The following is a 23,576-nucleotide window of genomic DNA, read 5'->3' as shown; positions in this document are numbered from 1 at the left end:
CGGCAAGTGCGGGCCGGCCCAGGTCGGCGCACCGCGGGCCCGCCCCCGCAACCGCGCACGTTTTCGTGACGCTCCGGATGCGCCGGATCACCGGCCATCGGCGCCCGCCGGGCCCACACCGCCCTCCGGGCCCTTCGGCCGGACAAAGTGGCCGGTTCCGAGCCCCGACCGTGACCGAATCTCCCCCAGGATGTGACCTATCTCCTGGGGGAGAGCCATTCCCGCAGGTCACACCCACATCAGGGCTAAACCCCGGGCACAAAGACCTGTCCAATTCGTGACGTAATGCACTGACACAGGGTGCCGGTACAGGACAAGCTGATGTAGGAAGTCGGGGGATCGATTGAAACCGGGAGTATGTCAGTGAGCGCCATGCCTCTTGCCTTGTTGCTGACCACCGCCGCTGCCACGGCCGTGGGCGCTGCCGCTCTGCACGCCGCTCACGGGCTGCGTCAGCAGGTAGCCGCCCTGCGGAGGGAGCTGGCCGACGGCCGCGCCCACAGTGCGGCCGTACCCGCTCAGAGCCGTGGCGAAGCCACCCCTGCCGCCGAAATACGTGCGGCGGTCGCCGAGGCGCTGGCCGAGGAGCGGGAGCGCGAGCTCGCCGAGGCCCGGGCCTTCTGGGCCACGCAGGAGGCGCGCGACGCCGCCGACGCCCCGTCCCTGCTGGGCGGTCTGGCCGGGCTGGGCGAGGACGCCCCGTTCTTCATGCCGCGCCAGAGCGACTTCGCCGGGCTGGAGTCGATGGACCTCGACGCCACGGAGGCGTTCGAGGAACTGACGGAGCTGGCCGAGCTGACGGAACTGGCCGACATGGCCGAGCTCCCGGAGACCGCGGAGTTCGCCGAGGACTCCCCCGAGCTGGCCGCGGCACGCCGCCGCCACCCCTCGCACCCCGACTTCGTGCCGGTGCAGACGCCCGTCGTCACCGACCACGAGCGCACGGTGAACCGCCTGGAGGAGCTGGCCGACAGCCGGACCGAGCTCTCCGACGTGCGCCCCGGCCCGCTGGGCACGCTCGATGTGTACGTCTTCGCCGACGGCACCACGCTCTGTATGACCCCCGGCCACCGCGAGACGGCCGAGCAGCTGGCCGCGTCGCTGCGGGCCGGTGAGCACCCCGTGCTCCTGGGCGGTTCCGGTGTCTCCGGCGCGTACGCGCTGACGTTCTCGTGCGGCAAGGACAACGTCTACATACTGGCCGACCGCGTCATCGCGAGCTTCTAGCCCGCGGACCGGTCTCCGGCCCCACCCCGGTCCAGCGGCTCTCGCCGGCCGCTGCCCGGACAGTGCGCGCACGCATCGCTGTGCGCACCGCCCGAACCCCGGCGCGCGCTCCCCTAGGAGAACGCCCGCGCCGCCGCTTCCCCGACGAACTGCACGGCCTCGTCCAGCTCCACGGACGGGGCCATTTCCAGTGCCACGGCCAGATCCCGCCCCGCGACGGCGAGTTGATCGCCGATGGCGAAGATCCCTGCGTCCGGCATGATCCGCGGCTCCCGGCCCGGCGCCTCGACGCGCTGGGCCCGCACCGCGAGTTCCCTGGCCGCGGCCAGCCCCTCGGCCGCCGCTCCCCGCTGCAGCCTGCTCTGCGGGGCGGCGCGCAGCCGGTCGGCGAATCGGTCCACGGCGGTGATCAGGGGCGTCGTATCGAGCACCCCGCGACCCTACGCGCCCCTCCCGGATGGTTGCCAACGGGCTGTCGCTCGGGCACGGTGTCGGGAAGGACCAGCAACGCGCACAACGCGTCGGAGGCGCCGATGTCACAAGTGTTGTCCGAAGAGACCCATCGCAATCTGCTCTCCAGAATTCCGCACTGCACCGGTCGTGAGATCTCCGACTGGCTCCGCACCGTCGAGGACGGCCCCGCTCTCCGCTTCGAGGAGAAGGTCAGCTGGCTGCGGAGTGAACACGACCTCGCCTACGGACACGCGAAGGCACTCGTCCACGAGTGCGACCTGAGAAGAGCGGCCCGCAAGCTGCTGTAGATCTCCGCCCCGTCCCCGTCCCCGCACAACGAGAAACGGCCCGCAGCCTCCGTGAAGGAGCCTGCGGGCCGTTCCCGTGATCACATCAGCGTGCGGTCACGACCTAGTCGTCGCCGCTGAGGATGGAGAGCAGACGCAGCATCTCCAGGTAGATCCACACCAGGGTCATGGTGAGGCCGAAGGCCGCCAGCCAGGACTCCTCGCGCGGTGCGCCGTACGCGATGCCGTCCTCGACCTGCTTGAAGTCCAGGGCCAGGAAGCACGCGCCGAGGATGATGCCGATGACACCGAAGAGGATGCCGAGACCGCCGCTGCGGAAGCCCAGGCCGTCACCGCCACCGAACGCGGCGAACAGCAGGTTGACCACCATCAGGAGCATGAAGCCCATGGCGGCGGCCATCACGAAGCCGTAGAACCGGCGGGTGACGCGGATCCAGCGCATCTTGTACGCGAGCAGCACACCGGCGAAGACACACATGGTGCCCATCACGGCCTGCATCACGACGCCCGGTCCGATGTACGTGCTCACCGCGCTGGAGATGACCCCGAGGAACACGCCCTCGAAGGCCGCGTACGAGATGATCAGCGCGGGGACGGGCTTGCGCTTGAAGGACTGGACGAGCGACAGCACGAAGGCGATGATCGCGGCGCCGATGGCGATGCCGTACGACTTGCCCAGGTTGGCCTCGTCGACCGGCAGCAGGGCCCAGGCGAGCGCGGCACCGAGCACGACCGTGCCCAGCGTCAGCGCCGTACGGGTGACGACGTCGTCGATCGTCATCACACCGGAGCGCGCCGGCGCCTGCGGGGCGCCGTACTGGGTGTCCTGCTGGGCGTACGGGTTGGTGGCGTACGGGTTCGGGGCGGTGCCCTGTGCGTACGGGTTGGCACCCGCTACGGGGGCCCCGGCCTGCGGTGACGCGTTGAAGCCCGCGTGACCGTTGTCGCGGCTGAAGCCCCGTCGCGAGAAGACCGGGTTGCTGCTCCTCATCTCACTCCTCCATGGCCACCCAGCGTGGCCTTGGAACAAGAGTAATGGGTAGGCAAAACAAACTCCCTAGTGCCAGGGGAGGATCTTTCCGCGACCGCGACCGCGACCCGGCCCGTAACCCACCCCTTGTCGCCCGCTGCCTGCGACACAGCCACGGGCCTGAGAAATCCCTGTGCGTTCCCGGGCGCAGCTGAGTATCGCCTATAAAGTTGATGAAATCGTTGACGATCTCGTCGCGCGCTCACTAGGTTCGAAATCCGGAAGAGCGGAGTGGTGCCGCCCTCTGATCAGAGGGTGCGCAGGCCAGGGGCCGTCGCCGTAGTGACGAGTTCGTCGTCCCACAGCGGGCCACCACCGCAAGCGTGTCCGGCGCATGTGACCGGCACAGAGGCGGCGGGGAAACCTGCCGCGACGAGGAGACCACCGTGCAGCACAGGGCAGTGAAGCGAAGGACTGTCGTCATGGGAATCGGCGCGACGGCAGGGGTGGTCGCGGCCGGCGGGATCGCTGTGACCTCGCAGGCGTCCGCCTCCGAGGACGACTCCACGGCGCCCTCGGCAGCCCTGGTCTTCGACACGGACGACTTCACGGAGCTGACCGAAACGATCGCCGATGCCGCCGGCGTCGATCACGTGGTCACGTACCACTTCTACAAGCCGCGCAACTACGTCACCGCACCGAGCGACGACACCCACCAGAGCCTGGTGGTCAGCGTCCCCATGACGATCGACGGCAAGGCCGTCGACGCCTCCCACGCCCCCATCGTCCTGGCGAACGCGGTGGGCGGCTACATGCCGTCCAGCGTCGCAAAGGCCACCGGTGTGGGCCAGGCCGCGCTGGAGATGGGCTCCATGGGCGGCGGAACCGGCGGCGCCCCTTCAGGGGCGCCCAGCGGGATGCCGTCCGGCATGCCGTCGGACGGCCCGGGCGGGGGCGGCACGGGGGCCATCAACGGGATGGTCAACCTGGCGAAACTCGCGCTGGCCGCGGGTTACGTCGCCGTGGAGCCCGGCACCCGCGGCCGCAGCCTGACCGCCTCGGACGGCACCGTGTACGGCACGGCTCCGGCGGTCATCGTGGACCTCAAGGCCGCAGTGCGCTACGTACGCTTCAACAAGAACCGCATCCCGGGCAACACCAACCGGATCGTCTCCACCGGAACCAGCGCCGGCGGTGCCACTTCGGCGCTGCTGGGTGCGTCCGGTGACAGCCCCCTCTACGACAGGTACCTGAAGGAGGCGGGCGCGGCCCACGCCTCGGACGCGATCTTCGCGACCGGCGCCTGGTGCCCGATCACCGACCTGGAGCACGCCGACGGCGCCTACGAATGGAACTGGGGCTCCTCACTCACCCAGTCCACCGGCACTGTCGTCGACCAGTCCGTCTCGAAGGCGCTGCAGGCGCAGTTCGCCGAGTACCAGGCCTCCTTGAAGCTGCGCGGCCTGAACCGCTACGGATCCCTGACGGCTCGCAACTACGACGACTACCTGCTCACGACCTACATGCAACCGTCCGCCACGAAGTACCTGGCGGCACTGCCGGACTCCGAGCGCACCGCCTACCTGGCCAAGAACACGTTCATCACGTGGTCCGGCGGAAAGGCCACCTTCACCTGGGCCGACTACGTCACCCACGTCGGCACCCGGAAGAAGGCCACCCCCGCCTTCGACGCCTTCGACCTGTCCGCCGGCGAGAACAACGAGTTCGGCGAGGGCACCGTCGAGTCCCGCCACTTCACCGCGTACAGCCTCAAGAACGACACCACCGGAATCACCGGCAGGAGGCTCGACAGTGATGTCCCCGAGAAGCTCGACCTGATGAATCCGATGTACCACCTCGTCAAGAAGCGCAACCCGAGCCGGTCGAAGCACTGGTGGATCCGCGTGGGCACCAACGACAGCGACACCTCGCACGTCATTTCCGCCAACCTCGCCGCCGCGTTGGACAACCTCGGCGACGACGTCAACCACTCCTTCTACTGGGACCAGGGCCACGCCACCAATGCCGACCCCGGCGACTTCATCGCATGGGTCGCCAAGGTGACCGGCCACAAGAAATAGCCCGCTCACCCCACCGCGACGCCGCCGAACGCCACCGGAGCCCCGGGGCGAGAACGGCCGGGCCCCGGGGCCTCAGTCGCTCGCCCTCACCGCCGCCTCCCGCGCCGCACGCTCCACCCGGTCCCGGTGGCCCGCCCACCACGCGGAGTCGCCGGGGGCCATGTTGCGGCCCTTCTCCCGCTGCCCCGTGGCCCCGTCGACCAGCTCCCGTACGAGGTCGGCGTGCCCCGCGTGGCGCTGGGTCTCGGCGACCATGTGGACGAGGACCCGGTGGAGGGTCAGTTCCTTGCCCTCTCCGCCGGGGAGCAGGCCCGTCGCGTCGAGGTCCAGCGCGCCGATCGTCGCGTCGGAGTGGGCCCACACCCGGCGGTAGCGCGTGACGATCCCGTCACGGGTCTCGTCGGCCGTCGCCCACAGGTCCGCGTTCGGCTCGGCGTCACCGGCGATCCAGAGCTCCGGCGCGTCGGCCGGACGTCCGAAGACGTCGCCGAAGTAGAAGCCCTCGGCTCCGGTGACGTGCTTGACCAGGCCCAGCAGGTTGGTGCCCGTGGAGGTCATGGGGCGCCTGACGTCGTACTCCGACAGCCCTTCCAGCTTCCACAGGAACGCGTCGCGGGCGTCCTGCAGATACAGGTGCAGGTCCTTCTTGTAGCCGGTCTTGTAGCCGGTCCCTCGGTCTGCCTCGCGGCCTGTCCTGGTCATGACGCCACTCTGCCCGGGCGCCCGGGCCGCGCCCAAGGAGTTTTCTCCCCTGCCCCCGGGTACGGGGAGAACCGCTCGTCACGCTCACTTGACCTGGAGCGCGCTCCAGATCCGAGGATGGGCCGCATGGATACCAAAGACCCCCGGATCGTCCTCGGCACCATGGACTTCGGCACCCGCGTCGCCCCGGACCGGGCCTTCGCCATCCTCGATTCCTTCGTCGCCGGTGGCGGCGTCTGGCTCGATACCGCGAACTGCTACTCCTTCTGGACCGACCCCGCCGGTGTCGGAGGCGCCTCCGAGCGCGTCATCGGCGCCTGGCTCCGGGCCCGCCCGGGCGTGCGCGACACGGTGCGGATCGCGACGAAGGTCCGCCACAACCCGCTCGTCCCGCACGCGCCGGAAAGCGCCGAAGGACTCTCGGCACGCGCCGTTCACGCCGCTGCGAAGGAGAGCCTGGGGCGTCTCGGGGTCGACCACGTCGATCTGCTCTGGGCCCACGCCGAGGACCGCGCCGTGCCGCTGGAGGAAACGGTCGGAGCCTTCGGTGAACTGGTCGCGAAGGGAGTGGCCCTGCGGGTCGGGGCGGCGAACCATGCCGCCTGGCGCGTCGAGCGCGCCCGGTCGCTGGCCCGGGAACAGGGCGTCGAACCGTGGACGTGCCTGCAACTGCGCCACTCGCTCGTCCAGCCGCGCCCGCTCACCCCCGTCGCGGAGGGCGGCCACCGCATGCTGACCACCGAGGATCTCGACCTCGCGCGCGCGGAAGGGCTCGCCGTGTGGTCGTACAGCTCGCTGCTGTGGGGTTCCTACGTGCGCCCGGACAAGCCCCTTCCGACCACCTACGATCATCCCGGGACCACTCGGGTGCTCGCGGTCCTGGACGACATCGCCGGTGAACTCGCGGCCACGAAGAACCAGGTCGTCCTCGCGTGGCTGATGCTGCAGGGGATCGACCCCATCGTCGGCGCAAGCCGGGTGGAGCAGATCGAGGAGGCACTCGCCGCACGCCGTGTGCGGCTCGGCGCCGAGCACCTGGCACGCCTCACCGAAGCCCGCTAGCGGCGGCAGAAGGAGTTCGTTGATGAGCCTCACCCCGGCCGCCGCCGCCGGCCGCACCGGCGTCTCCATCGACACCCTGCGCTACTACGAGCGCGAAGGGCTCATCGGCCCGATCCGGCGCTCAGGAGGCGGACGCAGGGAGTACACCGAGGACGACGTCTTCTGGATCGGTCTCGTCACGTGCTTCCGCGATGCCGGTCTCGGCATCGCGGACCTGCGGGAGTTCGTCACCATCCTGCGCGCCGAACACGCTCCTCAGGAGCGCGTCGCCTTCCTGCGCGAGCGCCGTACCGCCCTGGAGCAGCGGGTGGCGGCGCTGCACCGGGCCATGGGGGTCCTTGACGACAAGATCGCCTACTACAGCTGAGCACGACGGGCAGCCGCTACACAACCGCCGCCTCTGCCAGGCGCTCGAACGTCTCGTTGAGCACCGCTCTGCGTTCGTCCTTGTACTCCGGCTTCGGCTCCAGGCCGTCGATCGTCGCCTCCCACACCGCCAGGAACGTCCTCTGCCAGCCCCGGATCACCTCGGGCGACGGGAGCGTCACTCCCACCCAGCCCTGCCGGTTCAGGACGAGCAGAAGTTCCAGGTTGCAGGGGACGGTGACGCCCCAGTACTCGTCCGGTTCGAGCTCCACGGGGTCACCGGCCATCGCCTCCGTCACCTCGGCCACCAGCCGGCCGGCCAGGTCCCCGAGGTGGTCCGCCGCCGTGTCGCTGTCGAAGTTGCCCGCGCCCCACGTGCCCACTGTTCCGCCTCCGCGCTGTGCGTCGTCGTCGCTTCCGTACGTCATCACAGCAGAGGGCACTGACACCCGGGGAAGCGTTTGGACATATCCGCTATGACCGATCAATGCCACTCTCATGCTCTATTGTTCGATTGTTCGAAAACCGCAGAAACGAGTGCGAGGCGGGCCATGGCGCAGCAAGTGGACGACGGTCCGGTCGCTTCCCGGAAGAGGTTCTTCGACCGGCCGACCACAGGCAAGGCCGTCCTGGTGGTCGCCGTCTATCTGGCGTACTACCTGCTGGTCAGCCTGGCCATCGGCGCTGTCTTCGGTGACGAGATCGACCCGGACGACCCGCTGGCGACCGGCGCCGGCATCTTCTTCGGCCTCGTGCTGCCGGTCGCGATCGGCGCCGTGACCGTGCTCGGCTTCACCGCCTTCACCGGTCGGCTCCGCTCCGTCTTCGGCGCGCAGCCGGTCCGCGGCCGGGGCTGGATGTGGATCGGTCCCGCCCTCGTGATCATCGCGGTCGTCAGCCATACCGCGGCCATCGAGTGGAACGGCTGGCAGCCGGGGCAGATCGCCCTCATCGCCCTGCTCGGCGTCTGCGTGGGCCTCGCCGAGGAACTCGCGTCCCGCGGCCTGCCGGTTCTGATGCTGCGCGGCGCCGGTCATTCGGAGCGGTTCGTGATGGTGGCGACCTCGCTCCTGTTCGCCCTCATGCACCTGGTCAACGTGCTGTCCGGGATGAAGCCGAGCACCGTGCTCGTCACCGTCGTCTACACGTTCGGCTTCGGCGTGTGCATGTACCTGACGATGCGCGTCACCGGCACGATCTGGGCGGCCATCGCCCTCCACGCCGTCACGGACCCGACGACCATCCTCGCGAGCGGCGGCATCGACGAAGCCGTCACGGACCACACCGGGGGCTGGTCCCTGCTGGGCTCAGCGGTGACGATCCTCATGATCGTCTTCTCGTTCGTGGCCGTGTTCCTGGTCCGCGGTGACCGCCGCGCCCCGGCGGCCGGCTGATCGCCCGGCCGGTCCCGATCGCTCCTCAGGAGAACAGGTTCTCCGGGAAGTCCGTGAGGAACATCAGCAGCACCAGCGCCATGAGGAGCAGCGAGACGGCTCCCTCGCCCAGCGCGGCACGCGGGCTGCCCGCCAGGGTGGCCGTGCGGTGCGGGTCGGCGGGGTCGTAGCGGACCGTGACCCGCGCCCCTTCGTGGAATCGCTTGTTGCCGGTGTTCCGGAACTCGACCCATTCCCCGTTCTGCGCGGTGAACGCGAACACGTGCGAGGACCGCCGGTCGCCCGACGAGCCCGTCGCCGTGTCCCGCTCGTCCACGCGGACGCAGCGCGCCGGGGCGGACACGCCGGAGCGTGCGCCGCGCAGCTGCTGGAAGGTCCGGCCCAGGGATCTGAGCGCCACCAGCGCGACCACACCTGTGAGTACGAGCGTCGTGTCCATGCAGTCCTTCTAACCGTTGCGCAGCCTGTCGACGAGGAAGCCCACCGCACAGCCAACCACCAGGACCACCAGCTGCACCAGGAACGTGATGACGGTGAGGTCACTTCCCTGGGAGAGGAAGATCATCAGCTGGAGGACGACGGCGGGTGTGAACGCCGCGATGAAGTGCCGTACCTGCGACTCCCGTGACGCGCCCTGGTGCACGGCCGCCGCGGCCCACACGCCCAGTGCGACGCAGGCCGCGGACGGCAGGTGCAGCAGCAGAACGGTGCGGACCGGTGAGGCCATGGTGGAGACGTCGTCGCCCGTGATGACGTCCCAGACGAGCATGGCGAGGACCAGCTGCGTCACCAGCGTCACCACGATGCCGGCGGCCCAGGGCAGCATCAGGTTCATCAGCCGCGGCCGGTCGTGGGCGGGTGCGGCGTACCCGCGGTGTGCGTCGTATCTGGACATTCGGCTGCCTCTTCGTCGTCGCCCGGCGTTCGGGCGCTACTTCACCTGGATGCTGTCGACGATCTTCGTCCGGTCCGCGTCACTGAGCTTGCCCTCCTGGGCGTCGATGCGGACGGAGTAGATCTTTCCCTTGGAGTCGACGCCCGTGATGACCACGCCGTCGACCGTCGCGCCCTTCGGGGGCGACTGCGGCACGCCCGTACCGGTGTAGGTGAAGTCGATGCGCTTGGCATCCTTCGCACCCTCGATGCCCGCGTCCTTCGTGCCCTTCACCTCGGTGGTCGCCATGAGGAGCGCCCGGCCCACCGAGGCGGCGTCGTCGCCGGTCGAGGCGTCGGCGAAGCCGCTCTGGATCGACACCTTCACCGTCGGCCGGTCCCCCTCGCTCTGCAGGGCCGCGGCGTCGTTGAGGTTGCCGCGCTCCGCCTTGCTCTGCTCGGTGAGACCCGGCGGGTAGGCGAGCGACACCGTGGGCCCCGCGAGCTTCTTCCAGCCGCTGGGCGCGGCGGGTGCGGCCGTGTCCGATCCCTTCTCCCCGCCGCAGGCGGCGAGCATCAGACCGGCGGTGAGGACGGCGGTCGTGACGGCGGCAGTCCGCACCGTCCGCCGGACGGAAAGCTTGGTCATGATCAGGTCTCCTTGTACCGGTGAATCACTTGGCACAGTAGCTGTACGGGAAGAACGAGCGCTGGCCTCCGGAGGGAGCCCCGAGGAACTCGGCCTTCGTCAGGCTCTTCTCCGACTCGGAGGTGGTGTAGGCGCCGTTGATGCCGGCGATCTCCAGGTTGATGTCGAGGCCGATCTCCTCGGACGAGGACGATCCGTCGTACTCCTGCTTGCTGACCTGGCCGTGGTTGAACGCGTAGTGGCCGAACGGGTCGCCCGCGCCGGGGTCCTTGGTCGGCACCGGCGTCCCGGTGAACAGGTAGTTGAAGGCGCTGTTCATGCCCTGGCCGGAGAACATCTGGGCCTTGATGGCGTCCGACTCGGCCTGGGACATGTTCTTGTCGTCGAGGGGAACGGTGGTGGTGATGACCTGGGTGGTCGTCCCGCCGCCCTTCGCGTTGCCGTTCACGTCGCCCTTGAGACCGGCGCTGGCCTCCGCCTTGCCCTCCAGGGTGCGCGTCATCGTGATGCTCTTCACCTTGCCGGTCTTGCTGTCGACCGTGACGGTGATGGCGCCCGCCGCCGAACCGGCGGCCTCCGCGCCCGCCTTCGCCGGACCGGCCTCGCCCTTCGCGTACGCACCGCCGGTGGCCTTGGCCTGGTACGTGTACGCGTCGGTGTTGTTGATGTGGTTCTGCGTCAGCGTGACTTCGTGCGATCCGGAGATCTTGAGGCCGGCCTCGACGGTGGCACCGGGCTTCGGGGCCGGGGTGGTCGTGCCGTCCGGGTTGGTCGTGTCGGGGGCGTTCATCCCCGCGCCGAACTGGAAGCCGGCCTGGGCGGCGACTTCGAGGCTGATCTTCTGCGTGGTGATGTGCTTGTTGCCGAGCTTGTCCTCGATGTTGTCCTTGAGGCGGCTCTCCTTGGCCTTCGGCCCCTTGCCGAACCAGCTGGCGATCTCGGTGGAGCCGCCGACGATCGGGCTGAGGTTGGAGAGCTTGTTCAGCCGGCTGAGCTTCTTGTACTCCTCCAGGTCCTTGCGGAACTGGTCCGCCTCCTCCTGGCTGTCGAAGACCCAGGTGTCGCCCGTGGTGACGGTGAGGCCGGCGCCGATCTCGACCTTGTCCTTGCCCACGTCACCGATCTTGATGCGGGCCTTGGGCTTCTCCGTGCCCTTGATCGAGCCGGCGTCCGTGAAGGTGAGGGAGACCTGCTCGTCGTTGTCGTCGATCTTGCCGTCTTTGTTGACGTCCGTCTTGGCCTTGGTCGTCGTCTCCTCGAAACCGAACTCGCCGCCGAACTCGATCCCGAGCGTCTCGAACGAGACCCCGAACTTGCCGCCCTGCGTGCCGGACTTGGTCACGGTGGCGCAGGTGAGGGGCTCGAACTCGGCGTTGGGATCGCCGCTCGCCTCGCCTTCCTTGCCGCCGCCGCAGCCCGCGCTGCCGCCGCCTATCGACGAGACGAGGCACTGGATCCGGTCGGTTATCCGCCCACCGACGCCGGCCGCCGCCATACCGCCGATCAGGGCGACGACGACCAGAATCGTGCCGAGGTACTCGAACGCGGTGGCCCCCCGGTCACCCCATCTGCTGCTGGGTATGGGCTCCCGGTACCTCGTCCGCGGCATGGCTTGTCCTCCCGTATGGCCTTAGGGCAGGGAGGCTATGAGAGGTGCGGGTGTTCAGGCACGGGCCCGTGGGCCCAAATGCGGGGCCTCATTCCGGACGTACCGCCGAACACCCGTGGGCCCAGTGGGTCCGGGCGGGGCCCCGCGGCGATTCCGCGGAGACGAGCCGCGGCAGGACGCCCTCCTACGGTGCCCGGTGCGGTGCACGGCGTACGGCGAGGACGGCCAGGTCGTCCTGTTGCACCCCGGCGGTGAAGTCCCGCACATCGTCGACGAGTGAAGCGATCAGCCGGCCCGCGGTGATGTCGACGCGGCCGCCGAGACGCGCCTCGAGCGGATAGAAGTCGCCCTCGCGCGAACGGGCCTCGGTCAGGCCGTCGGTGCACAGCAGCAGCGTGGACCCGGCGGGGAAGGGGAACCAGGCCACCGTGCGCGGTGCGTCGACCAGACTCGCCAGGCCCAGCGGCACGTGTTCGTCCCCCTCGCCGACGACGGTGACGGCACCCTCGTGGAGCAGGTAGGGCGGAATGTGGCCGCACCCCACGACCTGCGTGTCGGTGCCCGCGTCCACCCCCAGGGCCAGCGCGGTGACGAACCGTTCGGGCTCGCCCCGCTGTCCGGCGTAGTCGTTGTGCCGCACGACCGCCGCTTCCAGCGCGTCGACGAGTGCGGTCACCGTCGGCTCGCGGTGGGCGGCTTCCCGGAAGGCGCCCACCACGTCGATGGCCATCCCGATGGCCGCCAGGCCCTTGCCCTGGACATCACCGATCAGGATCCGGGTGCCCCAGGGAGTGGCCACCACGTCGTAGATGTCGCCGCCGACGAGCTTGTCCTCCTGCAAGGGCTCGTACACGCCGTCCACCAGAACGTCGTCGGTGAGCAGCGGCAACGGCCGCAGGATCTGCCTCTGCATCGCCGCGGCGGTGGACCGCAGCCGCACCAGGGCGCCCTCACGTGTGATGCGCACCCGGGCTCCGTAGACGGCCAGCGTGCCGAAACCGACGGCGAACACCGCCAGAATCACCCGGTCGACGATCCGCTCCCCGGGCTGGAGGACCACCGGCTCGATGACGACGAGGATCACCCAGGCGGAGACCATCGCCGTCTGGCGCGGGCTGCACAGGGCGGCGGCGAACGCCGGGAGGAACACCAGCAGCCCGAGGAGGATCACCGCGGTCCCGGTCAGCAGACCGAGGACGACGACCACGGCCGTCGTCGCCAGGGTCGCCAGGACGACGCCGCGGGTGGAGGGCGTACGGATGGCGGTGTCGTCGCCACTGTCCGACGCGATCTGTGCCGATGACCTCGCCGCGCGCAACGGACCGGACATGCGGGCATCCTCCAGCGGCGACGGGGGCGCGCATGCGTGTGCCGCACGCGGAAAGGACCGGGGGGCCTCGATCATCCATTCCCGTCACGGGGCCGCGGGGAGGCTGGCCGCCGCCCGGCCGAACTGCGCCCGTACGGGTGGCGCCCCGCGCTCCTCGCGCGTACGCGGAAGGCCGGGCGGCCCCCTTGTCGTGGGAGACCACCCGGCCGGGGCGCGGTGCCCGCTACCGCACGTCGTAGGCGCGGGTGATGGTCTGCGTGACCGCGTTGTCGCGGGAATCGGTGAGGCCGACCTTCAGCATGACCTGCGCACCGGTGGCGCCGGTGTGGTCGACGACGGCCGTCCACCGGCCGTCCTTGTGCCGGGTCGGTGCCTGGGTCCAGGTGGCACCGCCGTCGTAGGAGTAGGACAGCGAGGCCGCGGTGATCGTGCCCGGGGTGTATCCGTCGTGGCCCTCTGCCGACAGGCCGACCTTGATGCCGTCGCGCGCGGGCAGCGTGTTCATGCCGTCCGCCGGCAGGTCGTACGCCGGGAAGAGGATCGGCAGGCCGCGGGAGTACACCTCCGGCTCCAGGCGGGAGCGGAAGCTCCAGGTGGTGGTGACCGCGGTGGAGCGCAGCCAGGGCCTGTCCGAGGTGGGGATCTTCTCCAGGTTCTGGGTGAGCTCGTACGCGGAGTCCTCGGCCGGGACCTCGAAGGCGTCGTACGGATAGGTGCTGGTGGCGATCTGTTCACCGTTGCGCTTCAGCGCGAGGTTGCCCAGGTCGCCGAACGATCCGCCGTAGGACCAGTGGTCACCCGAGGCGTCGACCCACAGGGCCGTCTGGATGCCGATCAGGTCGCCCTGCCGCTCGGCGGCCAGCGCCAGGTCACCGGCGGTGTCCCGGGCCGCGCCCGGCCGCAGGGGGCCGCCGTACCACTCCTCCGAACGCCGCTCCCCGGCCCGGTAGGTACGGTCCTTGTCTCCCATGAACGCGGCGAACGGGAAGCTGGTCAGCGCACCGTGCAGCCAGACGTCGTCACCGGTCGTGTAGTAGGCGGTACGGGTGCCGGGCACCGGGACCGGGTCGAGCAGGTTGACCGTGATGGAGGTGTTGGGGTTCCAGGAGGGGACGATGAACAGCCCGTCGAGGTAGTCGGTCTCCTTGCCGAGGGCGTTCCACTTCTCGGTGACCCGGGCCAGCTTGGAGTCCTCGACCCGGTAGGTCCGGTCGGAGAGCAGCGGGCCCTGGGTCGGGAACGTGAGGTTGTAGACGTAGGGCGAGCCGTCCTCGGTGCCGGTCGCGCGCCAGGTGGGGCGGAACTCGAAGAAGCCGTTCCTGGCGCGTCCGTCGACGGAGGCGTAGAACTTCTGCACGGCGCCGCCCGCCATGAGCGAGCCGCTCAGCTGCCATGTGTCGTCCCAGGTGCGGGCGTAGCTGAACGTGGTGTGGCTGATCTTCGAGGGGCGGTCGGTGCGCGCGCCCAGCCGGTGGGCCTTGCGGGCGTCGAGTACGACGGTGGTGTCACCGGTGATGCTGAGCTGCGGGCGTCCGAGGTAGCTGATGGAGTCGGCCACGTTGTCCGCGTTGTCGGTGGCCACGAACCCGGAGAGGGCGTAGTCGCCCGGGCGCACGCTGAACGTCTGGTCGGCCGCGCCCTGGTTGCTGCGGCGCTCGCCCTTGTCCGTGTCGAGGCTGACCAGGTCCAGGGAGGAGGCACCGGCCGCGGGCTTGCCGTTGCGGTCGATGACCTTCACCCGGAGCGTGACCGTCTCGGGCTGGACGTAGAGCGTGACCGGCACGGAGATGTGGGCACCGCCGCCGGACGCCATGATCCGGCCGGTGACGGCACCGTACTGGGAGGCCTTGAGACGGGCCGCGGGGTCGATCCGCACCGGTACCCGGACCGTGGTGCCCGCGGGAACGGTCACCTTGCCCGGCGCCGGCCTGATGACGGCGGAGCTGACAGCACTGCCGTCGTTGCCGTGCACACCGCTCACCTTGAGACCCAGGGTGAGGTCGTCGGTGCCGGCGTTGGTGAAGGGCACCTGGACGGTGCTGCGGTCCGACGCGTCCTGCGGCCAGTTGTAGCTGCCGCCCTGGACCGCGGGTGCCGAGAGCACCTTCTGGTGGACCGCCGCGTACACGTCGAGGACGCCGGCGCCTGTCTGGTCGGCGCCCGCGACCTTGCCGCCGGTGCGGGCGGAGGAGACCAGGGCGGACTTGATCTGCTGCGCGGTCCAGCCGGGGTGGGCCTGCCGGACGACCGCTGCCGCGCCCGCGACGTGCGGGGTGGCCATGGAGGTACCCGACATCGACCGGTAGGCGTAGACGCCACGCCCGCCCGCCGCGGCCGCCGAGATGTCGACGCCGGGTGCGGCGATCTCGGGCTTGAGGGTGTGCGTGACGGCGACCGGACCGCGGCTGGAGAACCAGGCGGTGGTGTCGTCTCGGTCGACGGCGCCGACGGTCAGCACGCCGGGCGCGCAGCCCGGCGAGGAGACCGTCTCGGTGCCGGAGCCCGAGTTGCCCGCGGCGATGACGAACAGGCTGTGCGTGTTCTGCGAGAGCTCCTGCGCGGCCAGGGCCAGCGGGTCGGCGCAGTCACCGATCTCGGGGTTGCCCAGGCTCATGGAGACGACATCGGCCTTCTGGTCGACGGCCCACTGCATGCCGGCGATGATCCAGGAGGTCAGGCCGGAGCCGCCGTCGTGTCGGGACGGACCGGCTCAGAGCCAGCCGACGCGCGCCGCGTGCCAGCCCAGCTGGAGGCGTGACTCCACGCCGGAGAGATCCATCAGACGCCGCACCCGTCGCTCCACCGTGCGGATGGACAGTCCCAGTTCGGAGGCTCTCTCCCCCTCCCCGAGGCCGGACTGCAGCGCGACATCTCGGACGGAGGCGGACGGCCGGGCCAACAGCACCGTGTAGACGGCCTCTTCGGACGGGCTCAGCCCCAGCGCCTGCAGCATCCCGCTCCTCCCTGGGCGGCGCCCGCGTCCGGCCCCGGCGCGGCTCGCACGCACCGGGCGGGTTCCTCCCGCCGGAACCCTATCCCTCGCCCCCCGGACCCGGACCGTGGCCGCTCACCCGTCGGACTCCGGCAGGAACCGGCTTCCCGCGACGGCCTCCGGGCGGATCTCGTGAAGGCTGCCGACGGGAACCCGGGGGCTTGGCATGCTGGGAGAAGGAGGTGGCCGACGGAACGCCCCCACTCCGCCGCCGGTGGCCGCGCCCCGGCATCCGACAGGCACCCCCGAGCACGTGCCGTCCCTCTCCGTCGAGGAGTACGACACCCGAACCACTGAGGAGTGACTATGCGCGAAGGTGACATCTCGGCCCACTCGGGAGACGGGGCGCTGCTCCGGTCCCGCGAGCTCCTCGGGCAAGCCCGTCACGCACTGGACGGCTTCATCGCCTCCCGGTCGAAGCCGCCGCAGGAGACCGGTGCGACCAGGGCGCGTCCGACGAATGAGCAACTCGCGACCCTCTTCTCGGGCCCGGGCGATCCGGCGTCGCGGTTGCAGGCCATCGAGAACGCGCCCGAGGCCTTTGTGGACCACCTCATCGAGCAGTACCGCCGGCGGACGACACCAGGACACCTGCGGCCCGTCTGGCGTGACGACTGGGACGCTTCCGGGGGCACTCCGGGGCAGATGATCTACACCTCGTGGTGGGGCGCCCCCCGCCTCTACGAACGGGAGATCTTCATCTGGCGGGACATGGACCGGGACACCGAGATGTCCCTCCAGAGGCAGACCGTCAGCTACCACTGGCGCTACGACCACGGGGAGAACCAGGGCGGCGCCTCGACCTACATCGACATGACCGTGAACGCGGAAGGCGAGGTCGAGGTGTCGTCCGCGTCGTCCCAGCCCTACTACCCGGCCACGTCCGACGGGTTTGCGGCACTGCTCGAAACGTGCCTGCGCTGACCTCGCGACGAGCGCGACCGGTGCCGTCGGCAGGCCGGGAGCGGCCGCTCCGGCCGGCCAGAGGTGGTGCGCGCGATGGTGCCCGGAACCGGACTCGAACCGGTACGCCCCCGAGGGGCAGCGAGGTTTAAGCTCGCCGTGTCTGCATTCCACCATCCGGGCTTGGCGCGCGGCTCCGCGTTGGCACATGACCCTATCCGGGGGCTCCCCCCGGCCGGACGGACAGTGGCTCGATGTTGTCTTATTTTATTGATCGCTTGAGGGTCCGTCAGCACACGTGGGAGGCATAGTCACATGGCTGGGCGGGGTGGCGGGTGCGGCGGACGCGTATCCGAATTGACGGAAAGTCGCCGCACCCACACAGCCGATTCGCCAGGGGCGCGCCACGGATCGCCAGGGGCGCGCCACCCCTACCGGGTGAGGCCGTCGTTGACGCACCGCAGCACCGGGTGCGCGCCCAGTGCCTCCGGGTCTGCCAGGACCGCTCCTGTGATCATGAACACCGTGCTCTCCCCGGGCAGCAGCGTGACGAGCATCTCGTCCACCTCGGCCGCCGGGTCGAGCCGGTCGGGGAAGAGCGCGAGGTCCCGCAGAAGGGTGCGGGCCGTCACCTCGACGCGGTAGCCGGGCGCCTCGCCCCCGCTCTCCGTCACCGTGACGTCGTACCTGGCCGGCGGCAGCGCGAGGCGGGTGTCCTCCTCGTAGAACTCCACTGCCCGGGTGGCGCCGAGGCGTGCGACCAGGAGCTCGCGGGTCCGGTCGGCCGGCTCGGCGACCGACGGCGGCAGCGGGACCCGGGTGACCGCGCGGGCGGCCGTGCTCACGACCACCTCCTCCTCGGCCAGCACCGCCCCGTCCAGGCCGTGCCGGGTCAGCCGCAGCGCGCCGGTCCAGGGCTCCGGGGCGTCGTTGACGAGATGGACGGCGCCGTCGCGCACGGCGATCAGGCGGTCCGCGTACACGGCCCGCAGGGCGTACCAGAGGGGCTTGCGGCGGCCGTCGCCGTCGACGGCCGACCAGGAGACGACCGGCCAGCAGTCGTTGAGCTGCCACACGATCGTGCCCATGCAGTACGGGGTGTGGGAGCGGAAGTGGCGGATGCCGAAGGCGACCGCGCGGGCCTGGTTGAGCTGGGTGAGCCAGTACCAGTCGTCGAAGTCCGCACCGGGCTGCGGCAGGTGGTCGCCCAGGCCCCGGAGCAGCTTGGCGTTGCCGTCCTCGGCCTTCTGGTGGTGGGCCAGGAGCGGGGCGTCGGGGCTCAGCGGGCCGCTGATCGCGCGGCGCAGGGTGGCGTACGCGGGCGGGCCCTGGAAGCCGAACTCGGCGACGAAGCGCGGCACCCGGTCGGCGTAGGCCCGGTAGTCGGCCCGGTTCCACACGTCCCAGATGTGGATGGTGCCGTGCGCCGGGTCCTGCGGGTGGATGTCCTCGGTGCCGGAGTAGGGCGAGCCGGGCCAGTACGGACGGGTCGGGTCGGTCTCGGCGACGATCGCGGGGAGCAGCTCGTGGTAGTAGCCGTGGCCCCAGGTGCGGTCACCCAGTTCCTTCCGCCAGCCCCAGTCGGCGTGACCCTCCAGGTTCTCGTTGTTGCCGCACCACAGGACGAGGGCGGGGTGCGGGGAGAGGCGGGTGACGTTCTCCCGGGCCTCGGCCGCCACCTCGTCCCACAGCGGCTGCTCCTCCGGGTATGCGGCGCAGGCGAAGGGGAAGTCCTGCCAGACCAGCAGGCCCTTCTCGTCGGCCAGTTCGTAGAAGTCGTCGCTCTCGTAGAGGCCGCCGCCCCAGATCCTGATCAGGTTGACCCCGGCCGCGACCGCCTGGTCGAGACGGTCGGAGATCCGCTGCCGGGTGACGCGGGTGGGGAAGCAGTCCTCGGGGATCCAGTTGACGCCGCGTACGAAGACGGGCTCGCCGTTCACCGCGATGCGGAACGCGTCGCGGTCCAGCGTGACGCCGCGGAAGCCGGTCCTGAACTGCCGGACCTGTTCGCCGAGGCGGACGGTGACGTCGTACAGGGGCTGATCGCCGTGGCTGTGGGGCCACCAGAGCTCCGCTCCGGGGACGGTGAGCGTGGCGGTGGCCCGGTCCTCACCGGCGAGGACGGTGAACGCGACACGCTCGCCCGCGGCCTCCACGACGGCTTCGAGGGCCTCCTGGCCGGCCCGGTCGACGTCGAGGGTGACGGTGAGGCGCGGCACCCCCGCGTCGTCGAGATCGGGCAGCAGGGTGACCGACGCGATCCGCGGACCGCTCCAGGTCTCCAGCGCGGCCGGCCGCCAGATGCCGGACGTGACCAGGGTGGGCCCCCAGTCCCAGCCGAAGTTGCACGCCATCTTCCGGATGAAGGCGTACGGCTCCGCATAGGCACCGGGCCGGTCGCCGAGCCGGTCGCGCAGCTCCTCGGCGTAGGTGTACGGGGCGGTGAACCGTACGTCGAGGGTGTTTGCGCCCTCGGCCAGCAGGGCGCGGACGGGGAAGCGGTGGCTGCGGTGCTGGTTGGCGGCGCGGCCCACCTCGATGCCGTTGAGCAGGACGGTGGCGACGGTGTCGAGGCCGTCGAAGCACAGGTCGGCGTGGTCGTGCCCGTCCGGCGTCCAGTCGAACGTGGTGCGGTACGTCCAGTCGGTGCGGCCTGTCCAGCCGAGCCGGTTCTCGTTGTCGTCCAGGTACGGGTCGTCGATCAGCCCCGCCGCGATCAGGTCCGTGTGGACGCAGCCGGGCACGGTGGCGGGGACGCCCCCTGTGGGGAGCCCCACGGGCACGGGGCTGTCCGCGCTGAGCGTCCAGCCGTCGTGCAGGGGCAGGTGGCGAAGGGTCACGCGGAGGTCCTTCCGCAGTCGGGGAGCTGGGCGCATGCGACGAAGTGGTCCGGCTCGGTCTCGTACAGGTCGGTGTCCGGCGAACCCGCCTCGTGGAAGGCGCAGCTCTCCAGCGGCTCGGGCGGGTCCCACGGGGTGTTGAGCCGGGGCACGGCGGCCAGCAGGGTCCGGGTGTAGGGGTGGAGCGGGTTGCCGAACACCTTCTGGGTGTCGCCGCGTTCGACGACTCTGCCACGGCGCAGCACCACGGTCTTCTCCGCCAGGTAGGTGCCGAGCGCGAGGTCGTGGGTGATGTAGAGGACGCCGAGGCCGCGCTCCTTGAGGACGGCCAGGAGGTTGAGGACGTCGATGCGGGTGGAGGCGTCGAGCATGCTGGTGATCTCGTCGGCGACCAGGAAGCTCAGGTCGAGCAGGAGGGCGCGGGCGATGAGGAGGCGTTGCAGCTGGCCGCCGCTGAGCTGGTGCGGGTAGCGGCCGAGCACCTGCCCGGGGTCCAGACGGACGTCCCGTACGGCCTTCTCGACGCGGGCGGCCCACTCCTTGTCGGAGACGCCCGGGTGGTAGGCGCGCCGGATCATGTCGAAGACGCGGTCGGCCCGGAAGACCGGGTTGTAGCAGGAGAAGGGGTCCTGGAAGACGCCCTGGACGCGGCGGTAGAAGTCCTTTCCGGGACGGACCTGCCGGCCGTCCAGGGTGAGGCTGCCGGAGCTGACTCCGGTCAGGCCGAGGATCATCCGGCCGATGGTGGACTTCCCGCTGCCGCTCTCGCCGATGAGGGAGACGACCTCGCCGGGTTCGGCGGTGAAGGACACCCGGTCCACCGCGGTGACGGAACCGCCGCCGAACGCTCCGGCGCGGTAGGTCTTGGTGACGTGGTCGAGGGTCAGCATCAGGCCTTCCAGCATGCGACGGAGTGACGGGGGGCGATCTCCACGACCGGGGGTTCCTCGGCGCACTGCTCGTCGGCGAGCGGGCAGCGGTCGCGGAAGCGGCAGCCGGCCGGAGGGTTCAGGAGGGAGGGCGGGGCGCCCGCGATGCCCTTGAGGGGCTTGTCGGCGTACCGGGCGCCGACCTCGGGGAGCGAGCCGAGCAGGAGTTTGGTGTACGGGTGGCGGGGCGCGGTCGTCAGGACCTTCGTGGGTGCCTTCTCGGCGAGCTTGCCCGCGTACATCACCATGATCGAGTCGGCGATGTGCGAGGTGAGCCCGAGGTCGTGCGTCACGAAGATCATGCTGGTGACCAGGCCCTTGTCGCGCAGCCCGGTGAGGGCGCCGACGACGGCCCGCTGGGTGGAGACGTCCAGCGCCGAGGTGACCTCGTCGGCGATGAGGACGGACGGGTCGAGGAGGGTGGAGATCACCATGACGGTGCGCTGCTTCATGCCGCCGGACAGCTCGATCGGGTAGCGGTTCAGGACGTCGTGGTCCAGGCCCACCAGGTCGAGGCGGCGGTGCAGTTCGGGTGTGTCCACGCTGACGCCGCGGGAGGCGAGCAGTTCGCGGATCATGCGTCCGATGCGCCGGGTCGGGTTGAGGGCGCTCATGGAGTACTGCGGTACGAGCGATATCCGGTGGAAGCGGAAGGCGTTCATCGCGCGGTCGTCGGCGACCGGCACGTCGTCCCCGTCGAGGGTGACGGTGCCGCCCGCGTGCCGCATCCGGCCGTCGAGGCGGATCAGCGACTTGCCGAGCGTCGTCTTGCCGCAGCCGGACTCGCCCGCCAGGCCCAGGATCTCCCCGTCGGCCAGGTCGAACGAGACGCCGTCCAGGGCCCGGACCTCGCCGCGCAGGGTGCGGTAGTGGACCCGCAGGTCGGTCACGGTCAGGGTCATGTGCTCAGGGCCTCTCCGGGATCGGTCACGGTGGAAGTCATGTCTCAGGCCTCCCGGAGCTTCGGGTTGAAGACCTCGTCGAGGCCGACGTTGGCGACGTAGAGCGCGCCGACGATCGCGGTGATCCCGGCGCCCGGCGGGACGAACCACCACCACATGCCGAGTTGGAGCGCGCTCCACTGCTGGGCGCTCTGCAGCATCATCCCGAGCGAGACGCCCTCGGTGGGACCGAGCCCGATGAAGTCGAGGGAGGAGGCGATCAGGACGGAGCCGCCGAAGAGCAGGATGAACATCATGAAGAGGTACGAGCTCATGTTGGGCGCGATCTCGCGGAAGACGATCCGCCAGGTTCCGCTGCCGCTGAGCCGGGCCAGGTCCACGAACTCCCGGGTGCGCAGCGAGAAGGTCTGCGCACGGATCGCGCGCGCCGCCCAGGGCCAGGACGTGAGCCCGATGAACAGGCCCTGCACGGGGACCGAGCGGACGCCGAGGTAGGCGTTGATGATCAGCAGCACGGCGAGCGCGGGCAGCACCAGGACCACGTTGGTGAGCATGTTGAGGATCTCGTCGACCGCTCCGCCGCGGTAGCCGGCCAGGAAGCCGACGAGCATGGCGATGACGGCGGCGATGGCCCCGCCGACGACGCCGACCAGGAAGGTGGCGCGCAGCCCGTGCACGAACTGGGCGTACACGTCCTGGCCGAAGGTGGTGGTGCCCATCCAGTACGTGCCGTCCGGCGGCGCGGCCTGCGGGCCCACGTACTCGTTCGGGTCGGGGTTGTCGAGCAGCGGCGGTCCGAAGACGCCGGTGAGCAGGAGCAGCACGACGACGGTGAACCCGATGATGAGCTTCGGGTTGCGCACGGCGTAGTGGAGCGTCTCGCGGCCGGGGCGGGCGGCAGCGGCGGTGGGTGCGGCGGTCTCGGCGGCCGGTTCGGGCACGGTGCTCATGACTGGCCTCCTGCCATGCCGGTACGGGTCCGGGGGTCGACGACGACGTACACGATGTCGATGAGGAAGTTGGCGATCAGTACGCCGATCACGATGAACAGGAACGCGCCCTGGAGCAGGAAGAAGTCCTGGTTCTGGATCGCGGCCAGGATCAGCGAGCCGAGCCCGGGATAAGCGAACACGATCTCGGTGACGAGGGCCCCGGCCACCAGGACGCCCAGCTGGAGGGCGAGTCCGGTGATCTGGGGCAGGACGGCGTTGCGGAAGGCGTAGCGGCGGATGAGCCGCTGCGGTGCGCCCAGGGCCGACAGATAGGAGGAGTAGTCGGACTCCAGCTCGTAGATGATCATGTTGCGCATGCCGATGGCCCAGCCGCCGAGCGCGACCAGGAAGAGCGAGAGGAACGGCAGCACCCAGTGCTCGAGCAGGTCCACGGCGAAGGCGGTGGACCAGGTCGGCTGGATGTCGAGGCTGTAGCCGCCGGAGAGCGGGAACCAGCCCGCCTTGGAGCCGAGCGCCCAGGCGAGGATGACGGCGATCCACATGTACGGCATCGCGGTCAGCAGGTAGCCGGCCGGCAGCACGGTGTTGTCGAGCACCTTGCGGCGGGCGGCCAGCGCCCCGGCCCAGTTGCCGACGAACCAGCTGAGCAGGACCGACGGGATCATCAGCCCCAGCGTGTACGGGAGTGCGTCGAGCAGCACGTCGGCGACGGGCTTGGGGAACACCCAGATGGACAGCCCGAAGTCGCCCTGCAACAGGGCACCCCAGAAGTGCAGGTACTGCTGCCAGACGGGCTCGTCGAAGCCGAACAGGTCGTTGTAGTAGGCGCGCATGGCCTCGACGGCCTCGGGCTGCGAGACCCGGGCCCTGGCCACCATGGCGGCGACGGGGTCGCCGGGCATGAAGCGCGGGATCATCCAGTTGACGGTGACGGCGACGACGAACGTCAGCGCGTAGATCAGAAGTTTGCGGGCGAAGTAGCGGCGCAAGGGAGCTCCCCGGAGAGAGCCCCGCCGTACGGGCGGCGGTCAGG

At 70.3% G+C, this 23,576-nt stretch carries 22 protein-coding genes, 1 tRNA gene and 1 pseudogene; 7 read left to right on the top strand and 17 right to left on the bottom strand.

Features of this window, described 5'->3' with window-relative positions; all coding sequences use genetic code 11:
* Positions 1-357 precede the first annotated feature (357 nt).
* Positions 358-1,227, top strand: coding sequence for a hypothetical protein (locus OG959_RS23660; RefSeq protein ID WP_326661471.1), 870 nt, complete (start codon positions 358-360; stop codon positions 1,225-1,227).
* A 113-nt stretch (positions 1,228-1,340) separates the two neighbouring features.
* Here OG959_RS23660 and OG959_RS23655 read toward each other — a convergent pair whose 3' ends face one another.
* Positions 1,341-1,658: a hypothetical protein gene (locus OG959_RS23655; RefSeq protein WP_326661469.1), complete on the bottom strand. Its 318-nt coding sequence runs from the start codon at positions 1,656-1,658 to the stop codon at positions 1,341-1,343.
* A gap of 102 nt (positions 1,659-1,760) precedes the next feature.
* Here OG959_RS23655 and OG959_RS23650 point away from each other — a divergent pair, with 102 nt between their 5' ends.
* The gene (locus OG959_RS23650; RefSeq protein ID WP_266779668.1) at positions 1,761-1,988 is read left to right on the top strand and encodes a DUF4287 domain-containing protein; all 228 of its coding nucleotides are present in this window, start codon (positions 1,761-1,763) and stop codon (positions 1,986-1,988) included.
* Between the two features lie 103 nt (positions 1,989-2,091).
* Here the strand turns inward: OG959_RS23650 and OG959_RS23645 are convergent, their stop codons facing one another.
* The gene (locus OG959_RS23645) at positions 2,092-2,979 is read right to left on the bottom strand and encodes a Bax inhibitor-1/YccA family protein (protein ID WP_326661464.1); all 888 of its coding nucleotides are present in this window, start codon (positions 2,977-2,979) and stop codon (positions 2,092-2,094) included.
* Positions 2,980-3,440: 461 nt separating this feature from the next.
* Here OG959_RS23645 and OG959_RS23640 point away from each other — a divergent pair, with 461 nt between their 5' ends.
* Positions 3,441-5,039, top strand: a complete 1,599-nt coding sequence (locus OG959_RS23640; protein ID WP_326661462.1) for a subtype B tannase — start codon at positions 3,441-3,443, stop codon at positions 5,037-5,039.
* A gap of 72 nt (positions 5,040-5,111) precedes the next feature.
* Here the strand turns inward: OG959_RS23640 and OG959_RS23635 are convergent, their stop codons facing one another.
* Positions 5,112-5,741, bottom strand: a complete 630-nt coding sequence (locus OG959_RS23635) for a DinB family protein (RefSeq protein ID WP_326661460.1) — start codon at positions 5,739-5,741, stop codon at positions 5,112-5,114.
* 126 nt (positions 5,742-5,867) lie between these two features.
* On the opposite strand from OG959_RS23635, the gene OG959_RS23630 reads away from it, so the two are divergent.
* Both OG959_RS23630 and OG959_RS23625 read left to right on the top strand, forming a co-directional pair.
* Positions 5,868-6,803: an aldo/keto reductase gene (locus OG959_RS23630; RefSeq protein WP_326661458.1), complete on the top strand. Its 936-nt coding sequence runs from the start codon at positions 5,868-5,870 to the stop codon at positions 6,801-6,803.
* 22 nt (positions 6,804-6,825) lie between these two features.
* Positions 6,826-7,170 carry a MerR family transcriptional regulator gene (locus OG959_RS23625; RefSeq protein ID WP_442805612.1) on the top strand — a complete coding sequence of 115 codons (345 nt, stop codon included), beginning with the start codon at positions 6,826-6,828 and terminating at the stop codon, positions 7,168-7,170.
* A 16-nt stretch (positions 7,171-7,186) separates the two neighbouring features.
* Here OG959_RS23625 and OG959_RS23620 read toward each other — a convergent pair whose 3' ends face one another.
* Positions 7,187-7,552: a DUF4259 domain-containing protein gene (locus tag OG959_RS23620; RefSeq protein WP_326666565.1), complete on the bottom strand. Its 366-nt coding sequence runs from the start codon at positions 7,550-7,552 to the stop codon at positions 7,187-7,189.
* A 168-nt stretch (positions 7,553-7,720) separates the two neighbouring features.
* Here OG959_RS23620 and OG959_RS23615 point away from each other — a divergent pair, with 168 nt between their 5' ends.
* On the top strand, positions 7,721-8,563 hold the full coding sequence (locus tag OG959_RS23615; protein ID WP_326661455.1) for a CPBP family intramembrane glutamic endopeptidase: 843 nt from the start codon (positions 7,721-7,723) through the stop codon (positions 8,561-8,563).
* Positions 8,564-8,588: 25 nt separating this feature from the next.
* Here OG959_RS23615 and OG959_RS23610 read toward each other — a convergent pair whose 3' ends face one another.
* The 7 genes and pseudogenes from OG959_RS23610 to OG959_RS23580 form a co-directional block, all read right to left on the bottom strand.
* Positions 8,589-9,002: a DUF3592 domain-containing protein gene (locus OG959_RS23610; RefSeq protein WP_326661452.1), complete on the bottom strand. Its 414-nt coding sequence runs from the start codon at positions 9,000-9,002 to the stop codon at positions 8,589-8,591.
* A 9-nt stretch (positions 9,003-9,011) separates the two neighbouring features.
* A complete protein-coding gene (locus tag OG959_RS23605; protein ID WP_326661450.1) occupies positions 9,012-9,458 on the bottom strand; it encodes a hypothetical protein in 447 nt (148 codons plus the stop codon).
* A 36-nt stretch (positions 9,459-9,494) separates the two neighbouring features.
* Positions 9,495-10,085: a hypothetical protein gene (locus OG959_RS23600; protein WP_326661449.1), complete on the bottom strand. Its 591-nt coding sequence runs from the start codon at positions 10,083-10,085 to the stop codon at positions 9,495-9,497.
* A gap of 25 nt (positions 10,086-10,110) precedes the next feature.
* Positions 10,111-11,694 (bottom strand): hypothetical protein, encoded by a 1,584-nt coding sequence (locus tag OG959_RS23595; RefSeq protein WP_326661447.1) that lies wholly within the window; start codon positions 11,692-11,694, stop codon positions 10,111-10,113.
* 184 nt (positions 11,695-11,878) lie between these two features.
* On the bottom strand, positions 11,879-13,024 hold the full coding sequence (locus tag OG959_RS23590; RefSeq protein ID WP_326661445.1) for a PP2C family protein-serine/threonine phosphatase: 1,146 nt from the start codon (positions 13,022-13,024) through the stop codon (positions 11,879-11,881).
* 223 nt (positions 13,025-13,247) lie between these two features.
* Positions 13,248-15,825, bottom strand: a pseudogene (locus OG959_RS23585) (S8 family serine peptidase); the annotation flags it as partial.
* A complete protein-coding gene (locus tag OG959_RS23580; RefSeq protein WP_326666860.1) occupies positions 15,735-15,977 on the bottom strand; it encodes a hypothetical protein in 243 nt (80 codons plus the stop codon). The pseudogene OG959_RS23585 and the gene OG959_RS23580, both read right to left, overlap by 91 nt.
* Positions 15,978-16,322: 345 nt before the next feature.
* Between OG959_RS23580 and OG959_RS23575 the strand changes: the two genes are divergently transcribed.
* Positions 16,323-16,940: a hypothetical protein gene (locus OG959_RS23575; RefSeq protein ID WP_326661441.1), complete on the top strand. Its 618-nt coding sequence runs from the start codon at positions 16,323-16,325 to the stop codon at positions 16,938-16,940.
* Between the two features lie 76 nt (positions 16,941-17,016).
* Here OG959_RS23575 and OG959_RS23570 read toward each other — a convergent pair.
* From OG959_RS23570 to OG959_RS23545, 6 genes are all read right to left on the bottom strand, one after another.
* Positions 17,017-17,102: transfer RNA gene (locus OG959_RS23570), tRNA-Leu, on the bottom strand.
* 248 nt (positions 17,103-17,350) lie between these two features.
* Entirely contained in the window at positions 17,351-19,759 is a 2,409-nt protein-coding gene (locus OG959_RS23565; RefSeq protein ID WP_326661439.1) for a glycoside hydrolase family 2 protein, read from the bottom strand.
* On the bottom strand, positions 19,756-20,664 hold the full coding sequence (locus OG959_RS23560; protein WP_326661437.1) for an ATP-binding cassette domain-containing protein: 909 nt from the start codon (positions 20,662-20,664) through the stop codon (positions 19,756-19,758). The genes OG959_RS23565 and OG959_RS23560 overlap by 4 nt, the downstream gene beginning before the upstream one ends.
* A complete protein-coding gene (locus OG959_RS23555; RefSeq protein WP_148019026.1) occupies positions 20,649-21,590 on the bottom strand; it encodes an ABC transporter ATP-binding protein in 942 nt (313 codons plus the stop codon). The genes OG959_RS23560 and OG959_RS23555 overlap by 16 nt, the downstream gene beginning before the upstream one ends.
* A 44-nt stretch (positions 21,591-21,634) precedes the next feature.
* Entirely contained in the window at positions 21,635-22,540 is a 906-nt protein-coding gene (locus OG959_RS23550; RefSeq protein ID WP_326661434.1) for an ABC transporter permease, read from the bottom strand.
* Positions 22,537-23,532 carry an ABC transporter permease gene (locus OG959_RS23545; RefSeq protein WP_326661432.1) on the bottom strand — a complete coding sequence of 332 codons (996 nt, stop codon included), beginning with the start codon at positions 23,530-23,532 and terminating at the stop codon, positions 22,537-22,539. The genes OG959_RS23550 and OG959_RS23545 overlap by 4 nt, the downstream gene beginning before the upstream one ends.
* Between the last annotated feature and the right edge of the window lie 44 nt (positions 23,533-23,576).

The organism is Streptomyces sp. NBC_00385 (genome assembly GCF_035917155.1).
GTDB lineage: Bacteria > Actinomycetota > Actinomycetes > Streptomycetales > Streptomycetaceae > Streptomyces > Streptomyces poriferorum.
The sequence above is the reverse complement of the archived record's forward strand: the minus strand, read 5'-3'. Positions and strand labels throughout refer to the sequence as shown.

Bases quoted from the DNA above. Each gene is read 5' to 3' on its own strand.
- OG959_RS23630 (WP_326661458.1), top strand. From the start codon at position 5,868: ATGGATACCAAAGACCCCCGGATCGTCCTCGGCACCATGGACTTCGGC.
- OG959_RS23645 (WP_326661464.1), bottom strand. From the start codon at position 2,979: ATGAGGAGCAGCAACCCGGTCTTCTCGCGACGGGGCTTCAGCCGCGAC.
- OG959_RS23555 (WP_148019026.1), bottom strand. From the start codon at position 21,590: ATGACCCTGACCGTGACCGACCTGCGGGTCCACTACCGCACCCTGCGC.
- OG959_RS23635 (WP_326661460.1), bottom strand. From the start codon at position 5,741: ATGACCAGGACAGGCCGCGAGGCAGACCGAGGGACCGGCTACAAGACC.
- OG959_RS23600 (WP_326661449.1), bottom strand. From the start codon at position 10,085: ATGACCAAGCTTTCCGTCCGGCGGACGGTGCGGACTGCCGCCGTCACG.
- OG959_RS23615 (WP_326661455.1), top strand. From the start codon at position 7,721: ATGGCGCAGCAAGTGGACGACGGTCCGGTCGCTTCCCGGAAGAGGTTC.
- OG959_RS23560 (WP_326661437.1), bottom strand. From the start codon at position 20,664: ATGCTGGAAGGCCTGATGCTGACCCTCGACCACGTCACCAAGACCTAC.
- OG959_RS23580 (WP_326666860.1), bottom strand. From the start codon at position 15,977: ATGCTGCAGGCGCTGGGGCTGAGCCCGTCCGAAGAGGCCGTCTACACG.
- OG959_RS23610 (WP_326661452.1), bottom strand. From the start codon at position 9,002: ATGGACACGACGCTCGTACTCACAGGTGTGGTCGCGCTGGTGGCGCTC.
- OG959_RS23575 (WP_326661441.1), top strand. From the start codon at position 16,323: ATGCGCGAAGGTGACATCTCGGCCCACTCGGGAGACGGGGCGCTGCTC.
- OG959_RS23640 (WP_326661462.1), top strand. From the start codon at position 3,441: ATGGGAATCGGCGCGACGGCAGGGGTGGTCGCGGCCGGCGGGATCGCT.
- OG959_RS23605 (WP_326661450.1), bottom strand. From the start codon at position 9,458: ATGTCCAGATACGACGCACACCGCGGGTACGCCGCACCCGCCCACGAC.
- OG959_RS23595 (WP_326661447.1), bottom strand. From the start codon at position 11,694: ATGCCGCGGACGAGGTACCGGGAGCCCATACCCAGCAGCAGATGGGGT.
- OG959_RS23590 (WP_326661445.1), bottom strand. From the start codon at position 13,024: ATGTCCGGTCCGTTGCGCGCGGCGAGGTCATCGGCACAGATCGCGTCG.
- OG959_RS23550 (WP_326661434.1), bottom strand. From the start codon at position 22,540: ATGAGCACCGTGCCCGAACCGGCCGCCGAGACCGCCGCACCCACCGCC.
- OG959_RS23660 (WP_326661471.1), top strand. From the start codon at position 358: ATGTCAGTGAGCGCCATGCCTCTTGCCTTGTTGCTGACCACCGCCGCT.
- OG959_RS23650 (WP_266779668.1), top strand. From the start codon at position 1,761: ATGTCACAAGTGTTGTCCGAAGAGACCCATCGCAATCTGCTCTCCAGA.
- OG959_RS23625 (WP_442805612.1), top strand. From the start codon at position 6,826: ATGAGCCTCACCCCGGCCGCCGCCGCCGGCCGCACCGGCGTCTCCATC.